Source organism: Glaesserella parasuis (assembly GCF_017352235.1).
GTDB lineage: Bacteria > Pseudomonadota > Gammaproteobacteria > Enterobacterales > Pasteurellaceae > Glaesserella > Glaesserella parasuis.
The window spans coordinates 2,128,632-2,152,427 of record NZ_CP071487.1 but is presented as its reverse complement, the minus strand read 5'-3'; the positions used below and the strand labels follow the sequence as shown (position 1 = coordinate 2,152,427).

19 protein-coding genes and 4 pseudogenes are annotated in these 23,796 nt (G+C 39.4%); 4 read left to right on the top strand and 19 right to left on the bottom strand.

The features are described 5' to 3' along the window. Positions 1-23: 23 nt before the first annotated feature. Positions 24-915, bottom strand: a pseudogene (locus tag J1G47_RS10825) (LysR family transcriptional regulator). Positions 916-1,057: 142 nt separating this feature from the next. Between J1G47_RS10825 and J1G47_RS10820 the strand changes: the two are divergent. Further along, entirely contained in the window at positions 1,058-1,474 is a 417-nt protein-coding gene (locus tag J1G47_RS10820) for a DoxX family protein (protein ID WP_160403224.1), read from the top strand. A gap of 715 nt (positions 1,475-2,189) precedes the next feature. Here J1G47_RS10820 and J1G47_RS11955 read toward each other — a convergent pair. Further along, complete coding sequence (locus tag J1G47_RS11955) at positions 2,190-2,459, bottom strand: Abi family protein (protein WP_234924161.1); 270 nt, start codon at positions 2,457-2,459, stop codon at positions 2,190-2,192. Between the two features lie 289 nt (positions 2,460-2,748). Between J1G47_RS11955 and J1G47_RS10810 the strand changes: the two are divergent. Then, positions 2,749-3,005, top strand: a pseudogene (locus tag J1G47_RS10810) (spermidine/putrescine ABC transporter substrate-binding protein); the annotation flags it as partial. 965 nt (positions 3,006-3,970) lie between these two features. Here J1G47_RS10810 and J1G47_RS10805 read toward each other — a convergent pair. The 6 genes from J1G47_RS10805 to J1G47_RS10780 form a co-directional block, all read right to left on the bottom strand. Further along, on the bottom strand, positions 3,971-5,584 hold the full coding sequence (locus J1G47_RS10805; RefSeq protein ID WP_160416288.1) for a type I restriction-modification system subunit M: 1,614 nt from the start codon (positions 5,582-5,584) through the stop codon (positions 3,971-3,973). 258 nt (positions 5,585-5,842) lie between these two features. Beyond that, positions 5,843-7,108, bottom strand: a complete 1,266-nt coding sequence (locus J1G47_RS10800) for a restriction endonuclease subunit S (protein WP_207326634.1) — start codon at positions 7,106-7,108, stop codon at positions 5,843-5,845. Positions 7,109-7,137: 29 nt separating this feature from the next. Then, positions 7,138-7,902 (bottom strand): DUF1829 domain-containing protein, encoded by a 765-nt coding sequence (locus J1G47_RS10795; protein WP_044009361.1) that lies wholly within the window; start codon positions 7,900-7,902, stop codon positions 7,138-7,140. Then, on the bottom strand, positions 7,899-8,336 hold the full coding sequence (locus tag J1G47_RS10790) for a DUF6978 family protein (RefSeq protein WP_207326633.1): 438 nt from the start codon (positions 8,334-8,336) through the stop codon (positions 7,899-7,901). The genes J1G47_RS10795 and J1G47_RS10790 overlap by 4 nt, the downstream gene beginning before the upstream one ends. 20 nt (positions 8,337-8,356) lie before the next feature. After that, positions 8,357-11,458, bottom strand: a complete 3,102-nt coding sequence (locus J1G47_RS10785; RefSeq protein WP_234924160.1) for a type I restriction endonuclease subunit R — start codon at positions 11,456-11,458, stop codon at positions 8,357-8,359. 309 nt (positions 11,459-11,767) lie between these two features. Next, positions 11,768-11,983, bottom strand: coding sequence for a hypothetical protein (locus tag J1G47_RS10780; RefSeq protein WP_021110233.1), 216 nt, complete (start codon positions 11,981-11,983; stop codon positions 11,768-11,770). 29 nt (positions 11,984-12,012) lie between these two features. Here J1G47_RS10780 and J1G47_RS11950 point away from each other — a divergent pair. Further along, positions 12,013-12,282: pseudogene (locus J1G47_RS11950) on the top strand (macro domain-containing protein); the annotation flags it as partial. A 241-nt stretch (positions 12,283-12,523) separates the two neighbouring features. On the opposite strand, the gene J1G47_RS10770 reads toward J1G47_RS11950, so the two are convergent. After that, complete coding sequence (locus tag J1G47_RS10770; RefSeq protein ID WP_010786547.1) at positions 12,524-12,889, bottom strand: winged helix-turn-helix transcriptional regulator; 366 nt, start codon at positions 12,887-12,889, stop codon at positions 12,524-12,526. Between the two features lie 144 nt (positions 12,890-13,033). On the opposite strand from J1G47_RS10770, the gene J1G47_RS10765 reads away from it, so the two are divergent. Next, positions 13,034-13,285 carry a hypothetical protein gene (locus J1G47_RS10765; RefSeq protein ID WP_005714101.1) on the top strand — a complete coding sequence of 84 codons (252 nt, stop codon included), beginning with the start codon at positions 13,034-13,036 and terminating at the stop codon, positions 13,283-13,285. Between the two features lie 36 nt (positions 13,286-13,321). Here the strand turns inward: J1G47_RS10765 and J1G47_RS10760 are convergent. The 10 genes and pseudogenes from J1G47_RS10760 to hemH all read right to left on the bottom strand — a co-directional run. Next, positions 13,322-13,989: pseudogene (locus tag J1G47_RS10760) on the bottom strand (iron-containing alcohol dehydrogenase); the annotation flags it as partial. A 182-nt stretch (positions 13,990-14,171) separates the two neighbouring features. Then, positions 14,172-15,119, bottom strand: coding sequence for an ABC transporter substrate-binding protein (locus tag J1G47_RS10755; protein ID WP_207326632.1), 948 nt, complete (start codon positions 15,117-15,119; stop codon positions 14,172-14,174). A gap of 20 nt (positions 15,120-15,139) precedes the next feature. After that, positions 15,140-16,138: an ABC transporter permease gene (locus J1G47_RS10750; RefSeq protein WP_010786549.1), complete on the bottom strand. Its 999-nt coding sequence runs from the start codon at positions 16,136-16,138 to the stop codon at positions 15,140-15,142. 11 nt (positions 16,139-16,149) lie between these two features. Further along, entirely contained in the window at positions 16,150-17,685 is a 1,536-nt protein-coding gene (locus J1G47_RS10745; protein WP_075592348.1) for a sugar ABC transporter ATP-binding protein, read from the bottom strand. 232 nt (positions 17,686-17,917) lie between these two features. Next, positions 17,918-19,129, bottom strand: a complete 1,212-nt coding sequence (gene manA / locus J1G47_RS10740; RefSeq protein ID WP_035491710.1) for a mannose-6-phosphate isomerase, class I — start codon at positions 19,127-19,129, stop codon at positions 17,918-17,920. Then, the gene (locus J1G47_RS10735) at positions 19,126-19,584 is read right to left on the bottom strand and encodes a DUF986 family protein (protein ID WP_005713266.1); all 459 of its coding nucleotides are present in this window, start codon (positions 19,582-19,584) and stop codon (positions 19,126-19,128) included. The genes manA and J1G47_RS10735 overlap by 4 nt, the downstream gene beginning before the upstream one ends. 75 nt (positions 19,585-19,659) lie before the next feature. After that, a complete protein-coding gene (locus J1G47_RS10730) occupies positions 19,660-20,496 on the bottom strand; it encodes a PTS mannose transporter subunit IID (protein WP_010786551.1) in 837 nt (278 codons plus the stop codon). A gap of 12 nt (positions 20,497-20,508) precedes the next feature. Then, positions 20,509-21,309 (bottom strand): PTS mannose/fructose/sorbose transporter subunit IIC, encoded by an 801-nt coding sequence (locus J1G47_RS10725; protein ID WP_005825071.1) that lies wholly within the window; start codon positions 21,307-21,309, stop codon positions 20,509-20,511. A gap of 10 nt (positions 21,310-21,319) precedes the next feature. Further along, the gene (manX, locus tag J1G47_RS10720) at positions 21,320-22,300 is read right to left on the bottom strand and encodes a PTS mannose transporter subunit IIAB (RefSeq protein ID WP_021116397.1); all 981 of its coding nucleotides are present in this window, start codon (positions 22,298-22,300) and stop codon (positions 21,320-21,322) included. A 323-nt stretch (positions 22,301-22,623) separates the two neighbouring features. Further along, positions 22,624-23,589, bottom strand: a complete 966-nt coding sequence (hemH, locus tag J1G47_RS10715; protein ID WP_005713258.1) for a ferrochelatase — start codon at positions 23,587-23,589, stop codon at positions 22,624-22,626. Between the last annotated feature and the right edge of the window lie 207 nt (positions 23,590-23,796).

Below are 23,796 nucleotides of genomic sequence, written 5' to 3'. Positions count from 1 at the left end.
TTTATGCGGCTTTTAATTTTTGCTTACCACGCTTTTCCCTCAAAACCCTCCACCAAAAAATCAATCAATTTTCTGACAGCAAGCGGTAGTTTATCCCTCGAAGGATACATCGCATAAATGCTGAATGTCGGCAGTTGCCAGTCAGTTAAAACGGCTTGCAGTTTGCCCCTTTTCAGTTCAGTTTCTAGCATATATTTCGGTAACATCGCAATGCCGTTGCTGTCCAGCACGGAGTTGAGCAGGGCTTGGGTGTCGTTGGTGGTGAAACGGCTGTTTAGGTCGAGCAACACTTCCTGTTCCCCTTGCGTACATTTCCACGCTTTGCGGTTGATGTTATGGTGCGACAAATAGTGATGTTGATACAAATCTTCAGGCTGCGTTGGCGTACCGAACTTTGTCAAATATTCAGGCGTTGCCACCAACAATGAATGGCAATCAGCAAGTTTTCGGGCGATAAAATTCGGGTCGGGCGTGTTGGTAATCCGAATGGCAAGATCGATCCGCTCGCTGATTAAATCCATCGTCTGATCGTTAAGCAACAGCTGAATATTCAACTTCGGGTGTAACTGCAAAAAGCGATTGACCATTTGCACCAAATGATACGCCCCGAAAGTTTGGCTACTGGTGACACGCAACGCACCACGCAATTCACCCTGCTGTGCCATCATTTCTTGTTCCATCTCTGCGGTTAAGTTTGCAATTCTTTGGCAAAAAAGCACCGCTTGTTCGCCTGCATCTGTTAGGGCGACTTTACGGGTGGAACGCTGAAAAAAGTCGGGCATTTAGCCATTCCTCCATTAAAGCAACATAACGACTGATCATCGGTTTGGAAATCTCTAACCGTTCTGCAGTGGCGGTAAAACTGCCTGTTTCGGCAACGGTCAGAAAGACCTTAATAGCGGTGAGTTTGTCCATATTTGTTTCCATTTATTTCTTAATAAGAAACACTATAATTCATAAAATGCTATTTTTCTAATGTTTTATTTCAATATAATGACAAATCCAATTTAATCAGTTTGACGATTAACATATTTTTACTTTATTAGAGGAAAACATAATGAACAACTTCTTTGAAAAATTAGCACAAACTTTCAGTCCATATATCCTATTAATCACTCGTGTATTAGTCGGTTATATGTTTTTACTTCATGGCACCGCAAAATTCTTTGAGTTACCGATTTCAATGACAGGCGGCAATGGTGCGGTACCACTCTTTTCTCTGTTTGGTGTAGCAGGTGTATTAGAGATTGTTGGCGGTATCTTGTTGATTTTAGGTTTATTTACCCGTGCAACAGCATTTATTCTAGCAGGACAAATGGCAGTAGCCTATTTTATATTCCACGCTGCTTCAGGGGCGATTTTGGATCCAATTAGTAACAAAGGTGAAGCTGCTGCATTATTTAGTATGGCATTCTTATTATTGTGGCATAGTGGTGCAGGTAAATTATCTCTTGATGCGAAATTAGGAAAATAATAGGGGCTGTCCTAGATAACGACTAAAATAGAGCTTTTAGTCGTTATCTAGGACAGCCCCAAATTCAATCAATTGCCTGTGATGGTAGACGTGGCTTGATGAAAGATTTATTTAATACACCAGTACAAATGTGTCAATTTTATATGGTAGCGATAGTGATGCGAAAATTAAGAAGAAAGCATCAGTCTATGGCAGGAAAAGAATTAAAAAATTATTGCATTGACACTTAAACAGAGTTCTAAAAAAGACGTCTATTTACGATTACATTATTGGCATTTAAAATATAAAGCATTTTTAGAAGAATGGTCAGATAAACCGAATGAAAAGGGCTATCATCCCTATAAACATCGGAATGTAAGAAGTGCTTATCATAGTTTTAAACGTTATATGGATTATCTATTTACCTATGAAAAGCATGGCGATTTAAATATCGAAAAACGACAAATAGGCTTGAAAACTTATTTGGGCAACCAAAGGAAAAATTATCGCATCATACAGGATTAATGAAAAGACATAAGATCATGTTTATAAAGGATTTTTTAAATAAAAAGAGTTGCTAAGAATAATTAAAAATATTCATTAGCAACCATTTTGTCTACTATGCCTTTTATCTTAGCATTCTATCCCAAAAACTATCTAATTTCCAATTTTGTGGGATATCCATATATTCTTTTTGAATCTAGTCTGATGGTATAAAGCAAGGCTTGGGTAGCAACTAAAATTGGATATTTAATTGTTGGAAAGGAATAGTATAAGCTGAAAAATGATAATAGCTGATATGTTCTAAATAGCGCTTTGAACAAGCTTCATCAGGGATTTCTTTCCATTGTTGTAAAAGTTCTCTGTTTGATTTTGCAGGTTTGTTGAATTGATTTATACTCCATCTTCCGCATAAAAAACTGCAAGGTTGTGCGTAACTAAGAAACTTATTCATAGATATAGCAGATATATTTTTGAGCATGGTAGAACAAACTAAAGATTTCACAACTCTAGTTTTATGTAACAAACGATAAAATTTGAAGAACATGGTACGAATTAACCTTTTATCCAGATAGCACAAATGCCCATACTTACACTATCTTTTTCCCCACCTCTTGTGTATTTTGCAAAATTTTCCCAAATCCCACCGCTTGTAATTTATCCTTATTACCACTAAATTTTCTTGCATTCCCCCCTAATTAGCCTACAATCCACATCGCCTGAATGGCTAAGTTTTTATGCGACTTTGGTCTATATAAAAGGACGATTTCTCTCTATATTTGGAGAACAAAAATATGAAAAAATGGGCAATGGTTTTATCGGCGGTCACATTGGCATTTGCAAGCCATCAAGCAGTAGCAAAAGGCGATACCGCCTATCTCTATACTTGGTCTGAATACGTACCTGAAGGTTTGCTTGATGATTTTACCAAGCAAACAGGGCTTAAGGTGATCGTTTCTAGCCTTGAATCAATCGAAACAATGTATGCTAAGCTAAAAACAATGGGTATGATGTGATTGCACCTACAAGTTATTTCGTTTCAAAAATGGCTCATTAATTGAACGGATGGCATAAATGAAAATTTATGCCACTTTTTATACTTTAAATAGGTAATGTTATTTCATAAATTATTAGGAGAAGATCAAGTTTAATAAACTTTCAAAGATGAATAAACTTTATTTTATTTATACTTATTTAAGTGCTTCATTAATGATTTGGATTTTTTATCTTTTTCTGGCAATAAACAATATTTCCTTGTTTTGGTTTTTTGACGCTATAATTTCTTTTTTATCATGGTTATTAATGGGAGCTGCATTAACCTATAGCTATTCTTTATCAAGATTTCTTTCGCATAAACATCGAGAAAAGATCACCATATTCTGCTTTCTTATTTTTCTTTTGTTTTGTATTTATAAAGAAATTATGCCAATTCAGGATGATATTTATGTGAAAGTATTTAACGGTATTCGAGAGTTTTTTATGCTGATGAATGCGGTTTATTTTGGTACTCTGCTATTAAAGGTATTTAAGGTGAATTATATGAATAACCAGAATAAAATATCTAAGATATGGGATTAATGTATCACAAGCGCTTTATTTCTATAAAAACTTTGCAAGTTAAATTTAATCGGTATAGTAGACAAAATAGTTGCTAAAAAGTGATTTGAAGCCTTATAGCACAAGGATTTAGGTCTCCTTTTTGATATGTGAATGAAAAATTGTCCATTTTGCTAAAGCCCGGAAAAATTGAGTAAGAGAAAAAGGCTATATAATTCAATCAATTACCTTCGATGGTTGGAGTGGTTTGATGAAAGATTTATTTAATACGCCAGCACAGATGTGTCAATTTCATATGGTGGAGATTATGATGCGAAAATTAAGAAAAAAGCATCAATCGCAACTATATGAGATAGCATATGCATTAAAACTGACATAGTAAAAATGGTCGCTATGCCTGAAATTTAGGGCTAACTTACATCAGCACCTAAATTCGTGTGGAGATGTATTAAAATGAATTTAAGGTAACAACGCTAGCCCCAATTCTTTCAAAAATACATTATGTTTAGCTGTTGCAACTTTGATTTTTGCATCCAAATCCATCAATACCTGATGATTGGCGGCTAAATCAATTTCTTCTTCAACAGCGGTATTATTAACATAGCGGGCGATGTTTAGGTTGTAGTCGTTATCTTCAATTTCCTGCACGGAAATGCGTTTGGCATAGCCTTGTGTTTCTTTGCGATATTGATAATGTTCGATAATTTTTGCGATATGCTCGTCAGTCAAACGGTTTTGACGTTTGCCTTTTTCAAAGGCATCAGCTGCGTTGATAAATAAAATATCGTCTTCTTTTTTGCATTTTTTCAACACCAAAATACAGACGGGAATCCCTGTAGAATAAAACAAATTGGCCGGCAATCCGATAACCGCGTCTATATTTCCATCGTTCAGCAATTTCTTACGGATTTTTTCCTCCGCCCCTCCACGGAACAATACACCATGCGGCAAAATAATAGCCATTGTGCCGTTATCACTTAAAAAGTGGAATCCGTGCAATAAAAAGGCAAAATCTGCAGCTGATTTGGGAGCAAGCCCATAGCCGTTGAAGCGGAAATCATTGGCCAAATCTTCTTTGGGATCCCAGCGGTAGCTGAACGGCGGATTGGCGACAACGGCATCGAATTCCAGTTTTTTTGCAGGATTCATTTCATTCAGAATATCCCAATCATTGATTAAAGAATCACCATGATGAATGGCAAATTCCGTATCCTTCACCCCGTGTAACAGCATATTCATTCTAGCCAAGTTGTAAGTGGTGATATTTTTTTCCTGCCCGTAGATTTTGCCGATATGTCCGCCGTTTTCCGCCATTTGATGACGCACATTGAGCAGCAATGAACCAGAACCGCAGGCAAAATCCAGCACGCTATCCAGTTTTTTCTTCTTACCGCTGGCGGGGTTTTGGCTATCCAGCGTTACGATTTGCGATAAAATAGTGGAAACTTGTTGCGGCGTATAAAATTCGCCTGCTTTTTTACCTGAACCAGAAGCAAATTGGGCAATCAGATATTCATAGGCATCACCCAAAGCATCGCTGTCGGCAGAAAATTCACTGATACCTTCAGCAATACGTTTGACAATTTCAGCCAATTTGTTGTTGCGCTCCGTATAGCTTTTTCCCAACTTTTCCGAATTCAGATTGATTTCGGAAAACAGCCCGCCAAACGTGCTCTCAAAAGATTCGTTTTCGATATATTTAAAACCCTGTTGTAAGATGCTTAACAACTCAGTGCTCTGCACTCTTGCCAATTCGGCAATACTGCCCCACAAATATTCAGGCTTAATCACATAATGCACTTTGCGTCGCATTTGCTTTTCAAAATCGGCGGTAAAGTCAGCATTTTCTTGATACCATACCGCCAAAGGCGTGCGCTTATCATCATTGCTTAATTGCGGATAATCCCTACCCAGCTCTTTTTGTGCAGCGAGTTCGTAATTATCTGATAAATAGCGTAAAAACAAGAACGATAGCATGTAATCACGAAAATCGTCGGCATTCATCGCCCCGCGTAATTGGTCGGCAATACCCCATAAGGTTTTGCCCAGTTGGTTGAGTTGCTCTTGGGTCATGGTTGTGTCTCTTTAAATGAATCAGGGTATAAATCTGCGTGAAATGGATAGGTTTTTCCCCGTACCGTTATGGGCAAAAATTAACTGGCATTTGCTGTTTTGTGTTCGCAGCCGCCTTGCCAGATCCTGTAGGTCAGTTAAATTTTCAAATGAATCATTATTTTGTTGATTATTTCGAGGCATATTTGGTTTCTCTATTATTGTTGCTCTCACTGTTCTCATCGCTTTGTAATACGGTAGAAATAACGGATTACTTATTTACTGTATCGTTGGAAATAACTGCTGCATCAAGCCTTTCTTATGGGTTTTCAGACGGCCTATCCGTTCGTTTTGTTCGTTAATTAGATTATCCAGTGAAGACAGGCAATCTGCGATGGCTTGTTGTTCTTTAGGTATTAGCATTGGTAAAGGCATAGACATGAAATCATTATTTGTAATATTCATACGATCGTATCTAGCCCCACTATTTGAATTTTGCTGTAAATACTTGTGCCAAGTATTGGTTTTAAAAAAATACTCATAAAAATCGTTTTGTTCATTTTTAAATCTAAAAACTGTATAAAGTGGTGACATTACACCAATACCAACTTTATTTTTAGAAATAGGACCCACAGGAGCTAAATTTGAAATCCTTGGATTATAAACATAATCTCCAAATTCAATAATGTAATACCCATCGAGATTATTCTTATTGGCTATATCTCTATCAAAATAATCCCCTTGATCAATTACACCATCATTTGCAGAATTAGTTAGAACACGAATAATAGCGTTATCTTTATTTTTAACCGTAACTCTATTAGCTAACACTTTTAATTCAACAACCTCCCACCCCTCACAATTTTTAAATTGCGGAAATCTAAGTTTCGGATAAACTATCTTGCTTGCTTGCTTGCTTGCTTGCTTGCTTGCTTGCTTGCTTGCTTGCAAATCATTATGGCTTGGGAATAATTGCTGCATCAAGCCTTTTTTATGTTGTTTTAAAGCGACAAGTTTTTGTTCCTGCAACTCGATTAATTCATCAAGCGAAGAAAGACAATCGGCAATTTTTTGTTGTTCTTCAGTTTCAGGTTTAATTATTGGAAAATTTTTTAAAATTGGCAGCCTAAGAGAGAGTACTGTTGATTGAACAGCCTTCTTGGATAAGAGAGTAGTATTATTGAGCATAGAGTAATAAACAAATTTTCCATTAATAATAAAATCTTTTAATGCGTATGCTCTTTGGTGAAGATTGAATTTTCCTTTGTAGTATTTAGGAATAAATTTCATTCCTTCTCCTGGAATAATCACAACCTCACAATCAAATAAGTAGTCATTTGACGCTTTTATAATTTCAGAACGGTCAAATAAGGGATATTTGCCATTTTCAATATGGTCTTGGGCATTCGATTTACCATTCGTAATGGTACAAACTTGATCTAAAGTTTTCCAACTCCACCCCAATGCCGTCTGAAACTCAGGAAAACGAAGTTTTGGGATCACTCTTTCTTGCTGGTTTGGCTTATTCTGTTCTGAAGCATTCATTTTTTTATACTCTTAGATTTGTATATTGCTTAGGCAACCAGCCGTTCTACAACTTGGCTGCGTTCTGTCCATAAAATCGGTTCGATATCGTAATTTTTAAGTGCGTCAATCGCCGAAGCCGCGACTTCCGTTTCGTTATTGAGCAAAACAAATAATTCGGAATTGGCCGCACGGTTTTCACGACTATCCGTCCATTTGAAAACCGTTGCTTCGATGGCATTTTTTTTCGGGTTGCCGAGCGTTTGCAAGATACGTTCGGGTTGTTTGCGCGATTTGGGGATGACAAAGTCAAACATATGGTCAAAGCCGCTTTTGCCGGTAAATTTGATATTGGGGGTATAGCGTATATCCGAGTGATCCAGCCATTGCACCACATCTTCATAAAACAGGTTGGCAACGTAGGGCGAAGCCAAATAAAACAGGTCGTTAACCGCCAGCATAGCTTGCAGGAAATTATGTTTTTTCAAGGCGAAATTTTCGGCGCTGGCTTTGAGTATCAAGGTTTCGCCGTCGAGCTGGACACCGAATCCTGCCAAAGTCATTTTCAATAATGCTTTGCGTTTTTCGCTATCCAAAGAACAGCCGGAGCTGATTAAATCGTGAATGATATAGCCATCATCACTGAGCAAAAAACCGTTGGCTTCTTTGCGGATATAAAATTGCAAACAGTCGTTATGACGATCCAAATGCGGAGTGGTAACCTGCACCCAATCTTTATCGATTTGTTTTAAAGCCGTTTTGTCTTTCAGCCATTGGAGGTATTGCTCCATCAGGCTTTGTATTTCGTCAATCATATAAATAATTCTCTTTGAATCATGGGCTTGCCGATAATATGACAATAATCCATAAATCTATCCAGTAGATCATAAGGGCTGTCTAACACTAATTTGAGTTCATCAGGCAGCGGATAAGCCCATTTGTCGCCGTAGCCTTCCCTGTAGAGGTGAATATGCGGGCAAGTAATTTCTTCACCATCAGGATTGCGGTGCGGCGGGCCTTCAATATCCAGGCGAACCAATACAACGGCTTTTCTGGCTCTGGTTTGGAAGGTGATTTTTTCCAATGCGATATATCCTCTGGTTACATCCAAGTTAAAAGTTTCTTTTTTATCCATTGACTGTAACGATAAGCGTAATGAACCGCCCATATAGGGAAATTTGTATTCTCCATTGCTGAAATCATATTTTTCCAATGTCAATAATGCATTTGCCTCTTGCTGTGCCAGCATGTTATTTATCCTTAGATCGTTTATTCATACGCCTTCAAGCCTGAAATTTCTTTTCCTTTTGCCATATTTTTCAGCAAGGGAACGAGGTCTTCCATTAAGGCTAATTCTTTAATGCGGCGTTCTTTCCAGCTTAATTCCAAAGGTTCGAGTAAGTCGGTGAGCTTTTCACCGTCAAAAATCATACGGTTTAGGATTTCTTCGATAAAGCCTCTCAAAGTATCGGTTGTAATACCGTGTTTTTGTGCAAGAGCGGTCAGTTTTGCGTTTGTTTTTGCGTTTCTGAATGCCTGATAGCCGGCTTTAACTTCTTGCTCGTTGAGTGCTTCACCGGCTTTTAGGCTGTCTATATAGGCAATGATATCATCTTTTTCATCCATCAAATCGCTGCTGGCGGCAACTAGCTCTACTAATTGCGTGCGGCTCATCTGCTGTTTTTTCGGTTTGGATGAGTTTTCAGCAATTAGTTTCATGATGTAGTCGTAATCAATGGTTACGGATGAAAACAACACAAATTCAAAGTCTAATTGCTCAAGCTCCGGCGATGGTGGCGTTTTTCCATATAACGCTTGTTCTTTGATTTGTTGCGCCATATCCAGATACACGCCCTTAAAAGCGCGCTGGGTATCGCTTGGCAAAATATTTTCAATTGCCTGCTTTTGCTCTTCGCTTAAATCGGTATATTGCCCCAACTGGGTTTTGTAACGCTGCACTTCTTTAAATAGATTGATAAATCCGGCTCGGGCGTTGTCTCCTTTCAGGTTATGTGCTTCAGACGGCGTACAGGTCAATCCCTGCGATGACATGAAATCTTCCAGTTGCGTCATGGCGTTTTGCAGTTTGGTTATGACGATTTCCGCTGGGTCAACAATCCAGATTTCTTTGGCTCGGTCTTGATCTTGACCTGAAAAACGCTTGATGGCTTCATCTACTTGAGTCTGCTGTCCACGAAAATCCAAAATATTGCCGTAGGGTTTGGCAGAATTTAATACGCGGTTGGTGCGGGAAAAAGCTTGAATTAACCCGTGATATTTCAGATTTTTGTCTACATAAAGGGTATTTAAATATTTGCTGTCAAATCCCGTAAGTAACATATCGACAACAATAGTGATATCAATTTTGTTGCTGTGTGGATAATCTTTATCGGAGTATTGGTGGTCTTTAATTCGTTTTTGCACATCTTGGTAATATAGATCAAATTCATTGATACTATAATTGGTGTGGTACTGCACATTGTAGTCATCAATAATAGCTTTTAAGGCGACTTTTTTGCCGTTTGGATCATCTTTATTGTCTTGTTCCTCCTGAGGCAAATCGGCTTGGATTTGGGCAATGTCTTGATTGCCTTCGGCGGGTGGGGAAAACACGCAGGCGATATTAAGCGGTGCGAAGTCGGGATTATCTGCCTGTAACTTGGCTTGTGCATCTTTAAAAATATGATAATAGTCAATCGCATCATTAATGGATGCAGTAGCAAAAATAGCATTGAAACGACGCTCGGAAGTGGCGGCATCGTGCTTGTTTAAAATGGAATCAACAATCGCCTGCTTGGTAACGGGATGATTGGCAGATACGGGCTTACCTCCATCCGCCTTGTAATAATCAATATGGAATTTCAATACATTACCGTCGTCAATGGCATTGGTAATGGTGTAAGCGTGTAATTGCTGTTCAAAAATATCTTCTGTGGTTTGATAAGATGCGTCCGTGCCGTCAATGCGTTTGTAACTAGCATTTTCTTCAAAAATCGGCGTACCGGTAAAACCAAATAATTGTGCTTTTGGGAAAAATTTCTTGATTGCCTGATGATTTTCTCCAAATTGGGAGCGATGGCATTCGTCAAAAATAAAAACCATACGTTTACCTTTGAGCGCGCTTAATTGTCTATGGTGGGTACTATTTTCTTTGAGTACCAACCCCAGCTTTTGAATGGTAGTTACGATAACTTTATCGGCGTAATCATCTGAAAGCAGGCGGTTGACTAAAGTAGAAGTATTGGTATTTTCTTCTACTGAACCTTCTTGAAAGCGGTTAAATTCTTCACGTGTTTGACGGTCTAGGTCTTTTCTATCTACTACAAACAAGCATTTATCAATATCGGGATTATTTTTGAGCAATGTGGAGGCTTTGAATGAAGTGAGTGTTTTGCCTGAACCTGTGGTATGCCAAATATAGCCGTTACCTCGGTTTTGGTGAATACAGTCCACAATCGCTTTGACGGCATAGATCTGATACGGTCTCATCATCAAAAGCTTTTGTTCGCTTGCTACCAACACCATATAATGGCTGATCATTTTGCCTAACGTGCATTTTTCCAAAAATTTATCGGCAAAATCATACAAGTAATTAATTTTATTGTTTGCTTCATCGGCAAGACGGTATACCGGTAAAAAACGTTCGTCTGCATGAAAAGCGAAATGTTTGTTTTGATTGTTGGCAAAGTAATAGGTACTACTCTCATTGCTCACAATAAACAATTGCATAAAACACAGTAAACTGTTGCCGTAGCCGTTGCCTGTGTCATTTTTATAATCGATGATTTGCTCAATGGCTTTTTGGGGTGGAATTTGCAGGGTTTTCAGCTCAATTTGAACAACAGGTATACCGTTAATCAATAAAATCACATCGTAGCGGTGATGGCTGTTTTCCGTGTTGATACGCAACTGGCTGATCACTTCGTAGTCGTTTTTGCACCAATCTTTGATATTTACCAGCGTATAATTGAGCGGTGTGTCATCTTCGCGGATAAAGGTGCTAGTTTCACGCAGTCTCTTAGCAGCGGCAAAGACATCCGGTGTGATAATTTCAAGCTTTAAGCGCTCAAATTCGCTATCGGTTAAACGAACGCGGTTTAACTGTTCAAATTTCTCACGAAAATTTTCCTCCAGTGATTGTCTGTCACAAATATCTTCTCGAAAAATATACTTTAAATCTTGTAATTTCTTTATTAGTTTATTTTCGATAATGGATTCAGCATAGTTCATCATAAGCTCTATCAGTTCAAGCGAAATTTTGAGAATCTTAACACAAACAGTAAATCTATTAAATCCATTTGAGTGTTTCCTTAGCAACGGTTTTCGGGTGTTATTTCTGTTAATGCGTATAGTGTATTGTAAGGTTGTCATATTTACTGGAATTATGGAAAATCGACACCAAACGCCACTGCTTATTTTATCTATCCTTACCTATTTCCTAAAAAATCTAAAATTTAACTTCTTTTAAATCAATAAGTTAAATATAAATCCAAAATCTTACATTTTTGTAAGTACTTCCATAAAATAAGTTAAACATCTATACTGCCCTCAATTTACTTACTTTTAGGAAGTAAAAATGCTGTTTATCTTATTATTTATTTTTAGCTTAATTTTTATTTTCGCTATTCGCAAAAAAAACACGCTTACTGCATTTCGGTACATTCCGTTTTGCCAAAACGATTACCCATAATCAACACCGTTTTTATCTTGAAGAAGTGGCGTTTGACAATCGGCAGCAAGCCATTCACGGTTATTTTCAGCTTGCTCCAGCCTTGCAAAATTATGGCAAGGTGCAGGAAACGGAGTACGATTTTTTTGATTTTTATTCGGTGGTGCTGCGGTTTGACGACTGCACGATGAAACTGGTGCGGTGGCAGGTTTAATGTACAGGGGCAAACAGCCAACTGCTCGGCTGCTTTCACCCTTTGCACGCCTGTATCGACAACGCCATTCACTCGCAAGCAGGCGTGCAACTTCGCCTTGCTTGTGCTGAATTGATGGAAAAACAAGGGCATTTGGAACCCACAGGGCAAGCAAAAATCACCCCAGCATTTAACTTGCCGTCTGCCTACGTTTTGCACACTGTGGGGCCGATTATCAGTGGTGCGTTATCGGCAAAAGATTGCGAACTGCTCGCCAGTTGCTACCGCTCTTGCCTAGAACTCGCCAAGCAACACAGTATTGAGAGTGTCGCCTTTTGTTGCATCAGCACGGGCGAATTTCGTTTCCCTAATCAAGAGGCAGCAGAAATCGCCGTGCAAACTGTCAAAGACTTTTTAGCCGATAACTCACAAATGAAGGTGGTGTTTAATGTGTTTAAAGATGTGGATTGGGAGATTTATCGGGGGTTGTTGGGGGAGTTGATAAAAAGTGCGGTCAAATTTCCACAAATTTTTACAATTGCAAAATCCATAAGAAATCCCACCGCTTGCTTAGCTATTTCTTTTGGCTTTTCAAAATCCCATTCAAATTCTCTTCCAACCAGTCCACCAAATCCACAAGGCGACTGCCAGCCTGTAAGCCAAAATCCGTCAGCGAATATTCAACGTGTGGCGGAACGGTGTTGTAGGATTTACGATTGAGCATACCATCTTGTTCCAACTGTTGTAGCGTTTGGGTCAGCATACGTTCGCTCACGTCGTCAATCTCACGGCGGATTTCGCTAAACCGTTTTGTGCCTTTCATCAACACAATCATCACCAACACGCCCCAACGGTTAGTCAGATGTTGCAAAATCTCACGAGAAGGGCATTGAGCGGATAATACATAACCCCGTTCGATTGAATTTGAAAATTTTTCCATTTTTATTTCCTTATATTTCAATAGATTACAAAATATCTTCATTTCTTACATTTTTGTAAGTACTTCTCAAAAGTAAGTTTTAATCTATAATACGCCACATCAGCCAGTTTGGCAAATCGCATTAACTTAACAAAGGAAAAAGCAATGAAAAAATCAACCGCACTTTTCGTTTCAGCATTAGCAATGGCAACCGCAGCTTATGCCCAAAATCCACAATCAACTGTATCAACAAAAGGAAACACGACAATGACAGCCCAAGTTCAAACAAACAATATCCGCAATGCACAAGCGTTAATCAATATTTTGTATCGGGCGACAGTGCCAAAGCTTGCAGCTTGCTTGCACCAAACTACATTCAACACAATAGCCAAATCGCAGACGGCGTATCAGGCTTAACCGCTGCACTTGAGGCAATGGGCAAACAGGGTATCACAATGCAATCGCTTTTAGGTGAAGTGCGTCGGTTAATTCCCAAGCCGCTTTGGTAATGTAGCCTTCGATAGCGTGGGTCAATGCGTCCATACCTGTTGCTGCCGTTAATCCTTTCGGCATTGATGACATCATATCCGGATCGACAACGGCAACGGCTGGCACATCGTGAACATCTACGCAGACGAATTTACGTTTTTTCTCTTCGTCGGTAATTACATAGTTGATTGTCACTTCTGCTGCTGTACCTGCGGTGGTTGGTACGGCAATGATTGGCACGCATTTTGGTGGGTTGGTGCAACGCCTTCAAGGGAAAGGACATCGCTAAATTCTGGGTTGTTGATGATGATACCGATACCTTTTGCACTGTCGATAGGTGAACCACCACCGATTGCAATCATATAGTCAGCACCAGAGGCTTTGAATTTTTCTACCCCTTTTTTGATGACACAAACAGCTGGGTTTGCTTTCACTTCTTCAAAAATTTCATAAGGTAAGCCTGCTTCGTCAAGTAAGTTAGTCACTTTTGCTACGACTTGATAACGCACAAGATCTTTGTCGGCGACGATTAAAGCTTTGGTAAAACTACGGCTTTTTACTTCGTGAATAATGTGTCGAATTGCACCTTTGCCGTGATAGCTGGTTTCGTTAAGGATAAGACGATTTGCCATAATGTTTTTCCTCTTAAAATTTACAAGTTCAAATACGCACAAGGGAGAGGGCGTAAGCGTAAAATTCAGAAGAAAACAGACCGCTTGATCCCTCTCGAAATCCCCCTCATTCCCCCTTTTCCAAAGGGGGAAGTTTGATATTCCCCCTCTTTGAAAAAGAGGGGGTTAGGGGGAGATTTTTATTAGTAAAGTACCGCTTTCGCTTCTGGAGAGTCGATGTTTTCTTTCGTTACATAAACTACACCAGTATCAATAACTTTTTCGACTTTTTCACCTTTAATGAGTTTGCCGATAGTATCAACACCTTTGTAACCCATTTGGTATGAAGATTGCACCACGATACCGTCTAAAGTTCCATCACGGACGAAGTTTTGGAGGTCTGAGTTACCATCAAAACCAACGGCAACGATTTTACCTGCGAAGCCTTTTTGTTTCACCGCACGAGCCATACCGACTGCGGTCGGTTCGTTTGCGCCGAAGATCGCCGCAATATCAGGGTTAGAACCTAACACGTCTTCAGTTTGGTTCAATGCGGTAACCATTTCTGAATTTGAGTAGTATGGACCGACAATTTTGTAATCTGCTTTAGATTTCACTTCATCAATGAAGCCGCCTGTACGTTCAATCGCAGAAGCTGCACCTTGAGTGAATGACATCACTGCCACTTTACCGCCTTTCACTTTAGCTAATAATTTTTCAGCGGCTAATTTACCAGCTGCACGGTTATCGGTTGCAAGGAATGATTGATAGTATTTACCATCGCTGTTTAAGCCTGAGTCGATTAATACCACTGGAATACCGCTTTCATAGGCTTTTCTCACTGCTGGCACAAGAGCCACTGGGTCAGAAGCCGCAAGCACGATACCTGCAGCACCACGGTTTACAGCGTTATCCACCATATTGACTTGTGCGTCAATCGCAGTTTCTGATTCAGGGCCTTGGAAGGTCACTTTATATTTTCCACCTAAATCTGTGCCTGCAGTTTCCGCACCTTTACGCACGTTTTGCCAGAAAGTTGAGTTAGCGGATTTTACGATGACTGCAATTTCGTCTGATTTTGCCCACGCTGAGCCTGCAAAAAGGGTAGATAAACCTAATACAGTTGTGGTTACGATTGCTAATTTTTTCATAGTTAAATCTCCTCTAGAGTTTATTTCTTACCAAGTTTTTTAGATTGACGGAGCTGGTCTAAAGACACGGCTACGATAATCACCAAACCGATAACAATCATTTGCACAAACGATGATACGCCATTCATATTCAAACCATTACGGAGTACACCGATAATGAATGACCCGATTAATGTGCCAGGGATGGTACCGACACCGCCCATCAACGATGTTCCCCCGACTACTGCACTTGCAATTGCGTCTAGCTCGTAAGCCACACCGCCGTTTGGCTGTGCTGTTACTAAGCGAGAAGCAAGGATTACGCCTGTTAAGCCAGAGAGTAAGCCACTGGCAACATAGGCATAAATTTTGACAACATTGGTTTTGATACCAGATAAGCGAGCTGCTTCTTCATTTGAACCGATAGCATAGATGTAGCGACCAACTTTCAATTTCGTTAAAGCGAAGGTAAAGAGAACAGTAATGAAGAGCATAATAATCACTGGGTATGGAATGCCGGCAAACACGACTTTCGGTAAACCATTTGGACCTTCTTCCACGATTTTGAATAAGGCGCCGTTACCTAAGACTGCAAAACTTTCCGGCATACCTGAAACCGGTGCAGCGTTAGTGACATAGAGTGCTAAACCACGAGCAACCATCATCATACCGAGTGTGGCGATAAATGGCGGTAATTTCATTTGGGTGACTAAAATACCATTGACTAAACCACAGATACCGCCAACTAAGATACCCAACACCATACCTAACGGCACCGGTACGCCTGCGTTTACAATCATTGCAGCAGCAACCCCTGAAAGGGCAACCACAGACCCTGTACTTAAGTCGATACCGCCCGTTAAGATAACGCAAGTTGCACCGATACCGATTAATGCAATGGTCGATGTTTGCAGACCAACAGTCATAATGTTGTTAGAGGTAAAGAAATAGTCGTTGGTTACACTAAAGAAAATGACTAAGAGGATTAACCCTGCCAATGCCGCCATTTTGCGAAGCAGATCTTTATATTTATCACTCATTTTAAAGCTCCTTAGTTTTTATATTCGTTTTTGAACATATTTCTCACGTCAGTGGCATATTGCATAATCTCTTCTTGGTTGGTTTTCTTGGTTTCCAACATACCTGTCATTCTGCCCTCACGCATTACGATAACACGGTCGGTAATCCCTAAAATCTCAGGTAATTCAGAAGAAATCACAATCACACCGACACCATTGGCGGCAAGTTCATCAATTAACTGATAAATCGCATATTTCGCCCCAACGTCAATGCCTCGAGTAGGTTCATCGAAAATCATCACATTCGCATCACGGAATAACCATTTGCCGATAACCACTTTTTGCTGGTTACCACCACTTAGATTATTCACTAACTGCTCTGGTGTTGGCGTTTTAATTTCCATTTTCTTAATAAAGGTATCGCTCGCTTTCAGCTCCTCATTATGTGAAATAATGCCTAACTGATCGCATACTTTATCCATTGAAGCCATTGTGATGTTCTCACGAATAGACATTCTCACTGCCACCCCATTTAGCTTGCGGTCTTCCGACAGATAAGCAATACCTGCTTTAATTGAGTCGCTTGGGTCACGAATAACCACTTTCTTATTCCGAACATAAATTTCGCCACCATCAAGAGGATCTGCCCCAAAAATCGCACGGGCAAGCTCTGTTCGTTTCGCTCCAACCAAGCCTGTAATTCCCAACACTTCGCCTTTTAACAAGTCAAAGTTTAACGGCTCAAATACGCCCTTACGTTCTGCATTCATCACAGAAAGCAACAATTCATCACTGATTTTGGCAGTTTTTGGTGGGAAGTGGTTATCGAGCGTACGCCCTACCATTTTGGTAATGATTTCGTCCATCGTAATGTCTGAGAAACGGTGGCTAGACACATAAGTGCCATCACGGAAAATGGTAATGCGGTCGCAGATCTGTTTTAGTTCGTCCATACGGTGAGAAATATAGACGATACACACGCCTTTCTCTTTCAAGCGGCGGACAAGCTCGAATAATTTCTCAATCTCTTTTTCCGTGAGAGCAGAAGTTGGTTCGTCCATAATCAACACTTCCACATCAAAAGAGAGGGCTTTGGCGATTTCCACCATTTGCTGACGAGCAACGGAAAGGTCTTTGACAAGATCAGTCGGGCTCACATCAATATCAAACATATTGAGCAAGTCGGCGGCATCTTTATTCATTTTGGCTTTATCAACAATGCCAAATTTATTTGGTTCACGGGCAAAGAAGATATTTTCTGCCACGGTAAGATGAGGAATAAGGTTTAGCTCTTGGAAAATCATACTGATACCGTCTTTCTGAGCTTCCAACACAGAAGAATAATTGACGGCTTTTCCTTTATAGATGATCTCCCCTTCATCTGCTTGATAAACCCCGATCAAGCATTTCATTAAGGTGGATTTTCCAGCACCGTTTTCACCCATTAAAGCGTGGGCTTCTCCTTTATGCAGTTCAAGCTGAACATTCTTTAAGGCTTGAACTCCCACAAAAGATTTGCTGATGTTCTTCATTGAGAGTAACGGCGTATTGCTATTGACTGCGGTCATCTCTGCCTCCATCGTGATTGTTTTATCGGCTATCTCTATTGAGAAAACAATCATATAATCAAACAAAATTGACCGAATAAAAAGAAATTTTACGAAGTTGTTTTGTTTTTGTGATTCAGCTCACAAAAAAAAGCAAACGTTCTCGTTTTTTGACTGCCCGATTTTAAGAAAAGAAGAATAAATCGGGCAAAAGATAGAACATAGGATCGGGAGTAGAAAAAAATGAACACAATTACGGCAGTGTTGCAATCACGGCATAGCCATCCATTTCACCAATAAAATCTACTTGGCTATTAGCGCTGATAAAAATTGCTTCGCCTTGTTGTAAATAAATCGAGTCATATCCTAAATCGACATACAAACTTCCAGACATTACTAATAAAATACTTGCACTTGTTGCAGTAAATTGTTCTTCATCAAATGGTTTAAAGCTGAGTCGCTGTAAGGCAAAGTCCTCTGCTTCTGGTGTTGGATATAAGTGCAGTAACTCTTCACTATTATTTTCCTCATATTGAGGAATAATCTTAGGTGTAATTGCTCGATAATCAATCGTATGTAGAAGTGCTGGGATATCTACATATTTAGGGGTTAGCCCTCCCCTAATGACATTGTCTGAGGCTGCCATTAGTTCAATATTTTGTCCTCGCAAATAGGCGTGAGGTAAGCCTGCGCCTTGATAAATTCCCTCTCCCTTTTTGAGATTTACAATATTAAATAGATAGAAACAGAGAAGCCCTGCATCTAGTTTATCCAGACTTATTTTCATTGCATCAATAGTATATAGTACCCAATAGTCAGGATCGTCTAGTTTAAGTCTATCTTGTTGATAATCCTCTTGTTTATTTTCAATGATGGGCAATAACCATTCTGCAAGCTGAGTTTGTTCTGCTTGCATAATGGAGGCATAAACCGTTGGTAAACTTTGTTGTTCAATCGCTTTCGCCAGACCTTGTAAAGATTGATGCTTCATTAGGCTTTCTTTAATCGCATCTTCAGATTTGAACCCGTGTAATAGCCAAAAGTCTGATAATGCAATCATCATTTCTGGTTTATGATTACGATCTTTATAGGTACGGTTTGAGGCATTTAGTGGAATACCTTCATAATTTTCACGTTCAAAACCGTGTTCTGCCTCTTTTTTAGTTGGGTGAAGTTGAATCGAAAGCGGTAACTTCACATCCAAAATTTTCAGTAAGAAAGGTAATTCATCTCCAAATTGTTCACGCGATTTTTCTCCTAGTATTTGAGGCGCCTTATCTAAAACGCGATCTAAAGGCAACCATGCTCCTTCAAATTCAATCATTGAAGGAGCAGAACGGTGTGCTCCAAGCCAATATTCTGCATAGGGTTTCTCTTCGTGAGTGTCAAGTTTTAACCAGTTGGGTATGAAAATATCTCCACCCCAATCATAATGTTGATGTTTACCCACTAATTTGAAAATCATTTTTTGTATCCTCCAAAGAAATTGACAACTCGTTCAATATCTTCTTTTTGTTTAATCCGAATAAACAATCGCCTATTATTTTTTAGATCAATGACTAAAATATTCTGATCTGCCAAATTAATTTGTGCAATATGGCTATATAAAAAATAGAAATTGCCAAAGAAAAAGCCTTGTTCTTTTAATAGTAAACGAGGGTAACGAATGAACGCCGAATAGACTGCTAAGACAATACAACCGCACAATAAGAATACAGTGAGAGGTTCAATACCTGTTTGTACGCCCTGCACGATAATTAACACAATTAGGGCAATTAAAATCCCTGTGTCTAAACTTGCTTGTCGAACTAACGGCACGCTTAATCGAGTTTCGCCTTTTCGTCTGTCCATAATGAGCTGATCATAGAGAATATAGAGCAAGCTCAAACCAATAGCTAAAATCAGAAGTATATTTGTCATTTGTAGAATGTTCTTAAAAAAAAAGACCGCTTGTATTTTAGCACAAGCGGTCTAATTTATCGGATTTTTTGCAAATTATGCAAGAATACCTGTCCACGCACCGAAGATACCGATAACGAAGAAGCCAACGATAATCCAAAGTGCATTCACACGGTTACGTAATAACCACATACACGCAAATGTTAAAAGTAACGGTAATAAGCCCGGCATTAAGCTATCTAAGATAGATTGAACGGTGGTAATTTCCGTTGTGCCGTCTTGTTTTTGAATAGTAGAAACTACAAGCGGTACATTAATGCTTGTCCATTTCTGAACCAACGCTCCCATAATAAACAAGCCGAGAATTGATGCACCTTCGGTTAATTTTTGTAATAAACCACCACTCATATCTTGTACAACATTTAAGCCTTTTTTGTAACCATAAACGACGCCGTAGTAACGGGTTGCTAAACGCACAAGGTTAAATAATACGAAGAATAGTAGTGGACCTAATAAGCTACCTGTTAAGGCAACGCCTGCACCTAATGCTGCGAATACTGGACGAGCTGTCCCCCAATAAATCGGGTCGCCCACACCAGCAAGAGGCCCCATCAAACCAACTTTGATCCCGTTGATTGCTGCATCATCAATAGGTTTACCATTCGCACGCTCTTCTTCCATTGCGATAGTTACCCCTAATACAGGAGCCGCTACGAATGGTTGAGTATTAAAGAACTCAAGGTGACGTTTGATAGCATCTTTACGCTCTTGTGAGTTTGGATCTGGATATAAACGTTTGATGACTGGCACCATTGAGTAGGCGAAACCTAACGCCTGCATACGCTCGAAGTTCCAAGAACCTTGGAAGAGATTAGAACGGCGTACCACCGCATTTAAATCGCTCTGTGTTACTTTTTTGATTTCAGTTGTCATAGTCTTACTTCCTTAGTCTAATCTGTTGTCAAGGTCGTTGTTTGTTGCTTGCACTTGCACCACTTGTTTACTTTGGTTGTATTTCGGGTGAAGTTGGATATAAATAATCGCAGTGATAGTACCTAAAACCCCTAATGCTACAAGGTTGAAATCGGTAAATGCTGCAATTACGAAACCTGCGTAGAAGAATGGCATTAAGTGACCTGCACGCATCATATTGATAACCATCGCATAACCTACAACCGCGATAAAGCCACCGGCAATTTTAAGACCTGTTGTTACAACTGGCGGAATGGCTGCTAACATAGATTGAACACTATCTGTACCTGCCGTCATCGCAACGATTAACGCTGGGATTGCAATACGCATTGCTTGAAGTAATAACGCTGAACGGTGGATCCAATCCAGTTTATTTAAGTCTCCAGTTTCAACGGCTTTATCCGCTGCATGTTGGAAACCAACTGTAATCGCACGTACAACATAAGTTAAAACTTGACCTGCCGCTGCAAGAGGAATAGCGAGTGCAATCGCTGTCGGAATATCTTGTCCGCCTACGATAACCAAGATGGTTGAAACCACTGACGCCAATGCCGCATCTGGTGCTAATGCTGCACCAATGTTCATCCAACCTAACGCTAATAATTCTAATGAACCACCAACAATGATCCCCGTTTTCATATCGCCTAATACGATACCGATTAAGGTACAAGCGATTAACGGACGGTGAGTTTGCCACTCATCAAGGATTGATCCCATACCTGAAATACAGGCGACAAGGAATACTAAGATTATTTGTAATGTAGAAATTTCCATAATAATTTCCTTAGATTAAGTTATTTTTCTTGAGTAAATCCATCATATATTGACGGCTATCATTCGATACTTTACGCACATCAAGCTCAATACCCTTCGCATCTAATGCTTTAAATGCTTCGATATCTTTATCATCAACAGCAACGGCACTGGTAATCATTTTCTTACCGTCTTTATATGCCATACCGCCGATATTGATCGATTTGAACTCAACGCCTGCTTCCATTAAACGAACCACGTCTGTCGGATTAGTGAAAAGTAACATCATACGTTCGTTCGCATATTCAGGGTTGTTATAAACGCGGATCATTTTATCCACAGGCACAACGTGAGCCATTACTCCCGGTGGTGCTACACTTTTTAGCATCGTTGAACGCACACTATCTTTTGCCACATCATCGTTCACTACCACAATACGGCTAACACGGCTCTCTTTCGTCCAGCGAGTCGCCACTTGACCGTGAATTAAACGGTCGTCAATACGCGCCAGACCAATCACTAAATTCCCTTCTTGATTGACTTGAGCTACTTGTGGTTGTACCGGAGCTTGAGCAGCAGGAGCAGGTTGTTCCGCAGGTGCTTCTTCTTTCTCCTGATAGCGTAATGCACGCACGCCTAAACGTCCTGTTTCAAGAGCGACTTCTACTAGCTCAGCTAAAGACGGACCATCATCACGTGCCATAAAAGTTTCAACGAGCATCGGCACATTTACACCTGTGACAATGTCCATATTATCTTTGCCTTCAGACACACGGTTTGCCGCATTAAACGGACTACCGCCCCAAGTATCAACAAGGAATAGCACCTGATCGCAGTGAGCGAGCTCATTCGCTAATTTCTCTTGATATTTACCCATAATAGTTTCGGCATTTTCACCAGGTACAAAGTCGATAGTGGCTACATCACTTTGTTCCCCGATTAACATCTCTGTGGTTTTGAGAAGTTGTTCTGCGGCGACACCGTGGGTTGCTATGATAATAGCAATACTCATTGGTTGCTCCTTATGTGAGGATTTATTCGGATTATTAAAACTTATTCTCAATAGAGTAAATTTCGGAGTGGAATTTTAAAGGATGCCGATTTTTCAGCAATCTGATTTATATAAAAATGTGATCTACTTCTCATTTTTGAGTTAGGTAAGAGGGTTATTTGCTGATTTTATGAGCTTATTTTTTTATTATAAAAAATAATTATCTAATTTGACTATGGCGATATAAAAATGTCTGTATCTTATAGTTGTCACTTCAGATACAGACACAGATTGTAGTTAGGGGGATACTTCACCATCTATCAAACAAATTAACAGATATATTCTCAGTCTAGCTTTGACTCAATCAACTTAACTAAAAAGCTAATATGATCGCTATTTGCATTCAATGCTGAAATATATCTGTAGTTATTTCCTCCTGCATTTTTAAAATTTTCCTGATTTTCTTCAGCAATTTCTTCAATTGTTTCAAGGCAATCTGCGGCAAAACCAGGACAAATAACCGCTATGTTTTTTATATTTTTAGTAGGAAGATTCGATAAAAGTTCATCGGTATAAGGTTGAAGCCACTCTTCACTACCAAAACGAGATTGGAAAGATAAAAGCCATTGATTTTCTGTCAAATTGAGCTCCTTGGCTACTAAACGGGCAGTTTCTCGGCATTGTTCTGAATAAAAGTCACCTTCTGCTTCATAACGAGCAGGTATACCGTGGAAAGAAAAAAGTAATAGCTCATTCTCTGTAAGCGTTACAGTATTTGCTAATGCTTTAATATACAAAGGGTGATTATGGTAATTGTGAATAAATTCAAAAGGCAAAACTTTCTTGTGTTTATATAATGCTTGTGCAAAAGCATCCAGCACTGAGGCTGTTGTTGTTGAGCTATATTGAGGGTAGAGTGGAAGTATAATAATTTTTTCTACATCCTGTGCTATAAGGCTATCAACAGCACTCTGGATACTAGGATTACCGTAACTCATTCCAAGTTCAATGACAATATTGTTGTTCTGTGAGCAAAAATAAGTCTGAATAGCGGCTTGCTGCTGACGAGATATAGATAATAAAGGAGAGCCATCTTCTGTCCAGATAGTTTTATAAGCCTGTGCAACTTTAGGTACTCTTTTAGGTAACACAAGACAGTTCAAAATAAATTTCCAACGCCACTTCGGTAAATCAATTACTCTTGGATCGCTCAGGAATTGTCTTAAGTAACGTTTCACTGCCGGAGTAGTTGGTTCATCAGGAGTGCCTAAGTTTGCTAATAGCACACCAATTTTTTTTGATTTATTCATAGAAATCCTTCATGGGTAATTAGTTATAGACGTATTATAGAGTATTAGCAACATCAATACTATTTATCAAACTAACAGGCAAAAATATAAATAGATATTATATTTGTCAGATTTATCTCTATAGTGAAATACAGAAGACATATTAGTGCTTGCTTTATGCTACTGTTTAAGAAAAATACAACCAATAAAGTGATTATTAGATAAACT

Coding starts and splice junctions, on each gene's coding strand:
- J1G47_RS10820 (WP_160403224.1), top strand. CDS start 1,058: ATGAACAACTTCTTTGAAAAATTAGCACAAACTTTCAGTCCATATATC.
- J1G47_RS10805 (WP_160416288.1), bottom strand. CDS start 5,584: ATGACCCAAGAGCAACTCAACCAACTGGGCAAAACCTTATGGGGTATT.
- J1G47_RS10800 (WP_207326634.1), bottom strand. CDS start 7,108: ATGAATGCTTCAGAACAGAATAAGCCAAACCAGCAAGAAAGAGTGATC.
- J1G47_RS10795 (WP_044009361.1), bottom strand. CDS start 7,902: ATGATTGACGAAATACAAAGCCTGATGGAGCAATACCTCCAATGGCTG.
- J1G47_RS10790 (WP_207326633.1), bottom strand. CDS start 8,336: ATGCTGGCACAGCAAGAGGCAAATGCATTATTGACATTGGAAAAATAT.
- J1G47_RS10785 (WP_234924160.1), bottom strand. CDS start 11,458: ATGACAACCTTACAATACACTATACGCATTAACAGAAATAACACCCGA.
- J1G47_RS10770 (WP_010786547.1), bottom strand. CDS start 12,889: ATGGAAAAATTTTCAAATTCAATCGAACGGGGTTATGTATTATCCGCT.
- J1G47_RS10765 (WP_005714101.1), top strand. CDS start 13,034: ATGAAAAAATCAACCGCACTTTTCGTTTCAGCATTAGCAATGGCAACC.
- J1G47_RS10755 (WP_207326632.1), bottom strand. CDS start 15,119: ATGAAAAAATTAGCAATCGTAACCACAACTGTATTAGGTTTATCTACC.
- J1G47_RS10750 (WP_010786549.1), bottom strand. CDS start 16,138: ATGAGTGATAAATATAAAGATCTGCTTCGCAAAATGGCGGCATTGGCA.
- J1G47_RS10745 (WP_075592348.1), bottom strand. CDS start 17,685: ATGACCGCAGTCAATAGCAATACGCCGTTACTCTCAATGAAGAACATC.
- manA (WP_035491710.1), bottom strand. CDS start 19,129: ATGATTTTCAAATTAGTGGGTAAACATCAACATTATGATTGGGGTGGA.
- J1G47_RS10735 (WP_005713266.1), bottom strand. CDS start 19,584: ATGACAAATATACTTCTGATTTTAGCTATTGGTTTGAGCTTGCTCTAT.
- J1G47_RS10730 (WP_010786551.1), bottom strand. CDS start 20,496: ATGACAACTGAAATCAAAAAAGTAACACAGAGCGATTTAAATGCGGTG.
- J1G47_RS10725 (WP_005825071.1), bottom strand. CDS start 21,309: ATGGAAATTTCTACATTACAAATAATCTTAGTATTCCTTGTCGCCTGT.
- manX (WP_021116397.1), bottom strand. CDS start 22,300: ATGAGTATTGCTATTATCATAGCAACCCACGGTGTCGCCGCAGAACAA.
- hemH (WP_005713258.1), bottom strand. CDS start 23,589: ATGAATAAATCAAAAAAAATTGGTGTGCTATTAGCAAACTTAGGCACT.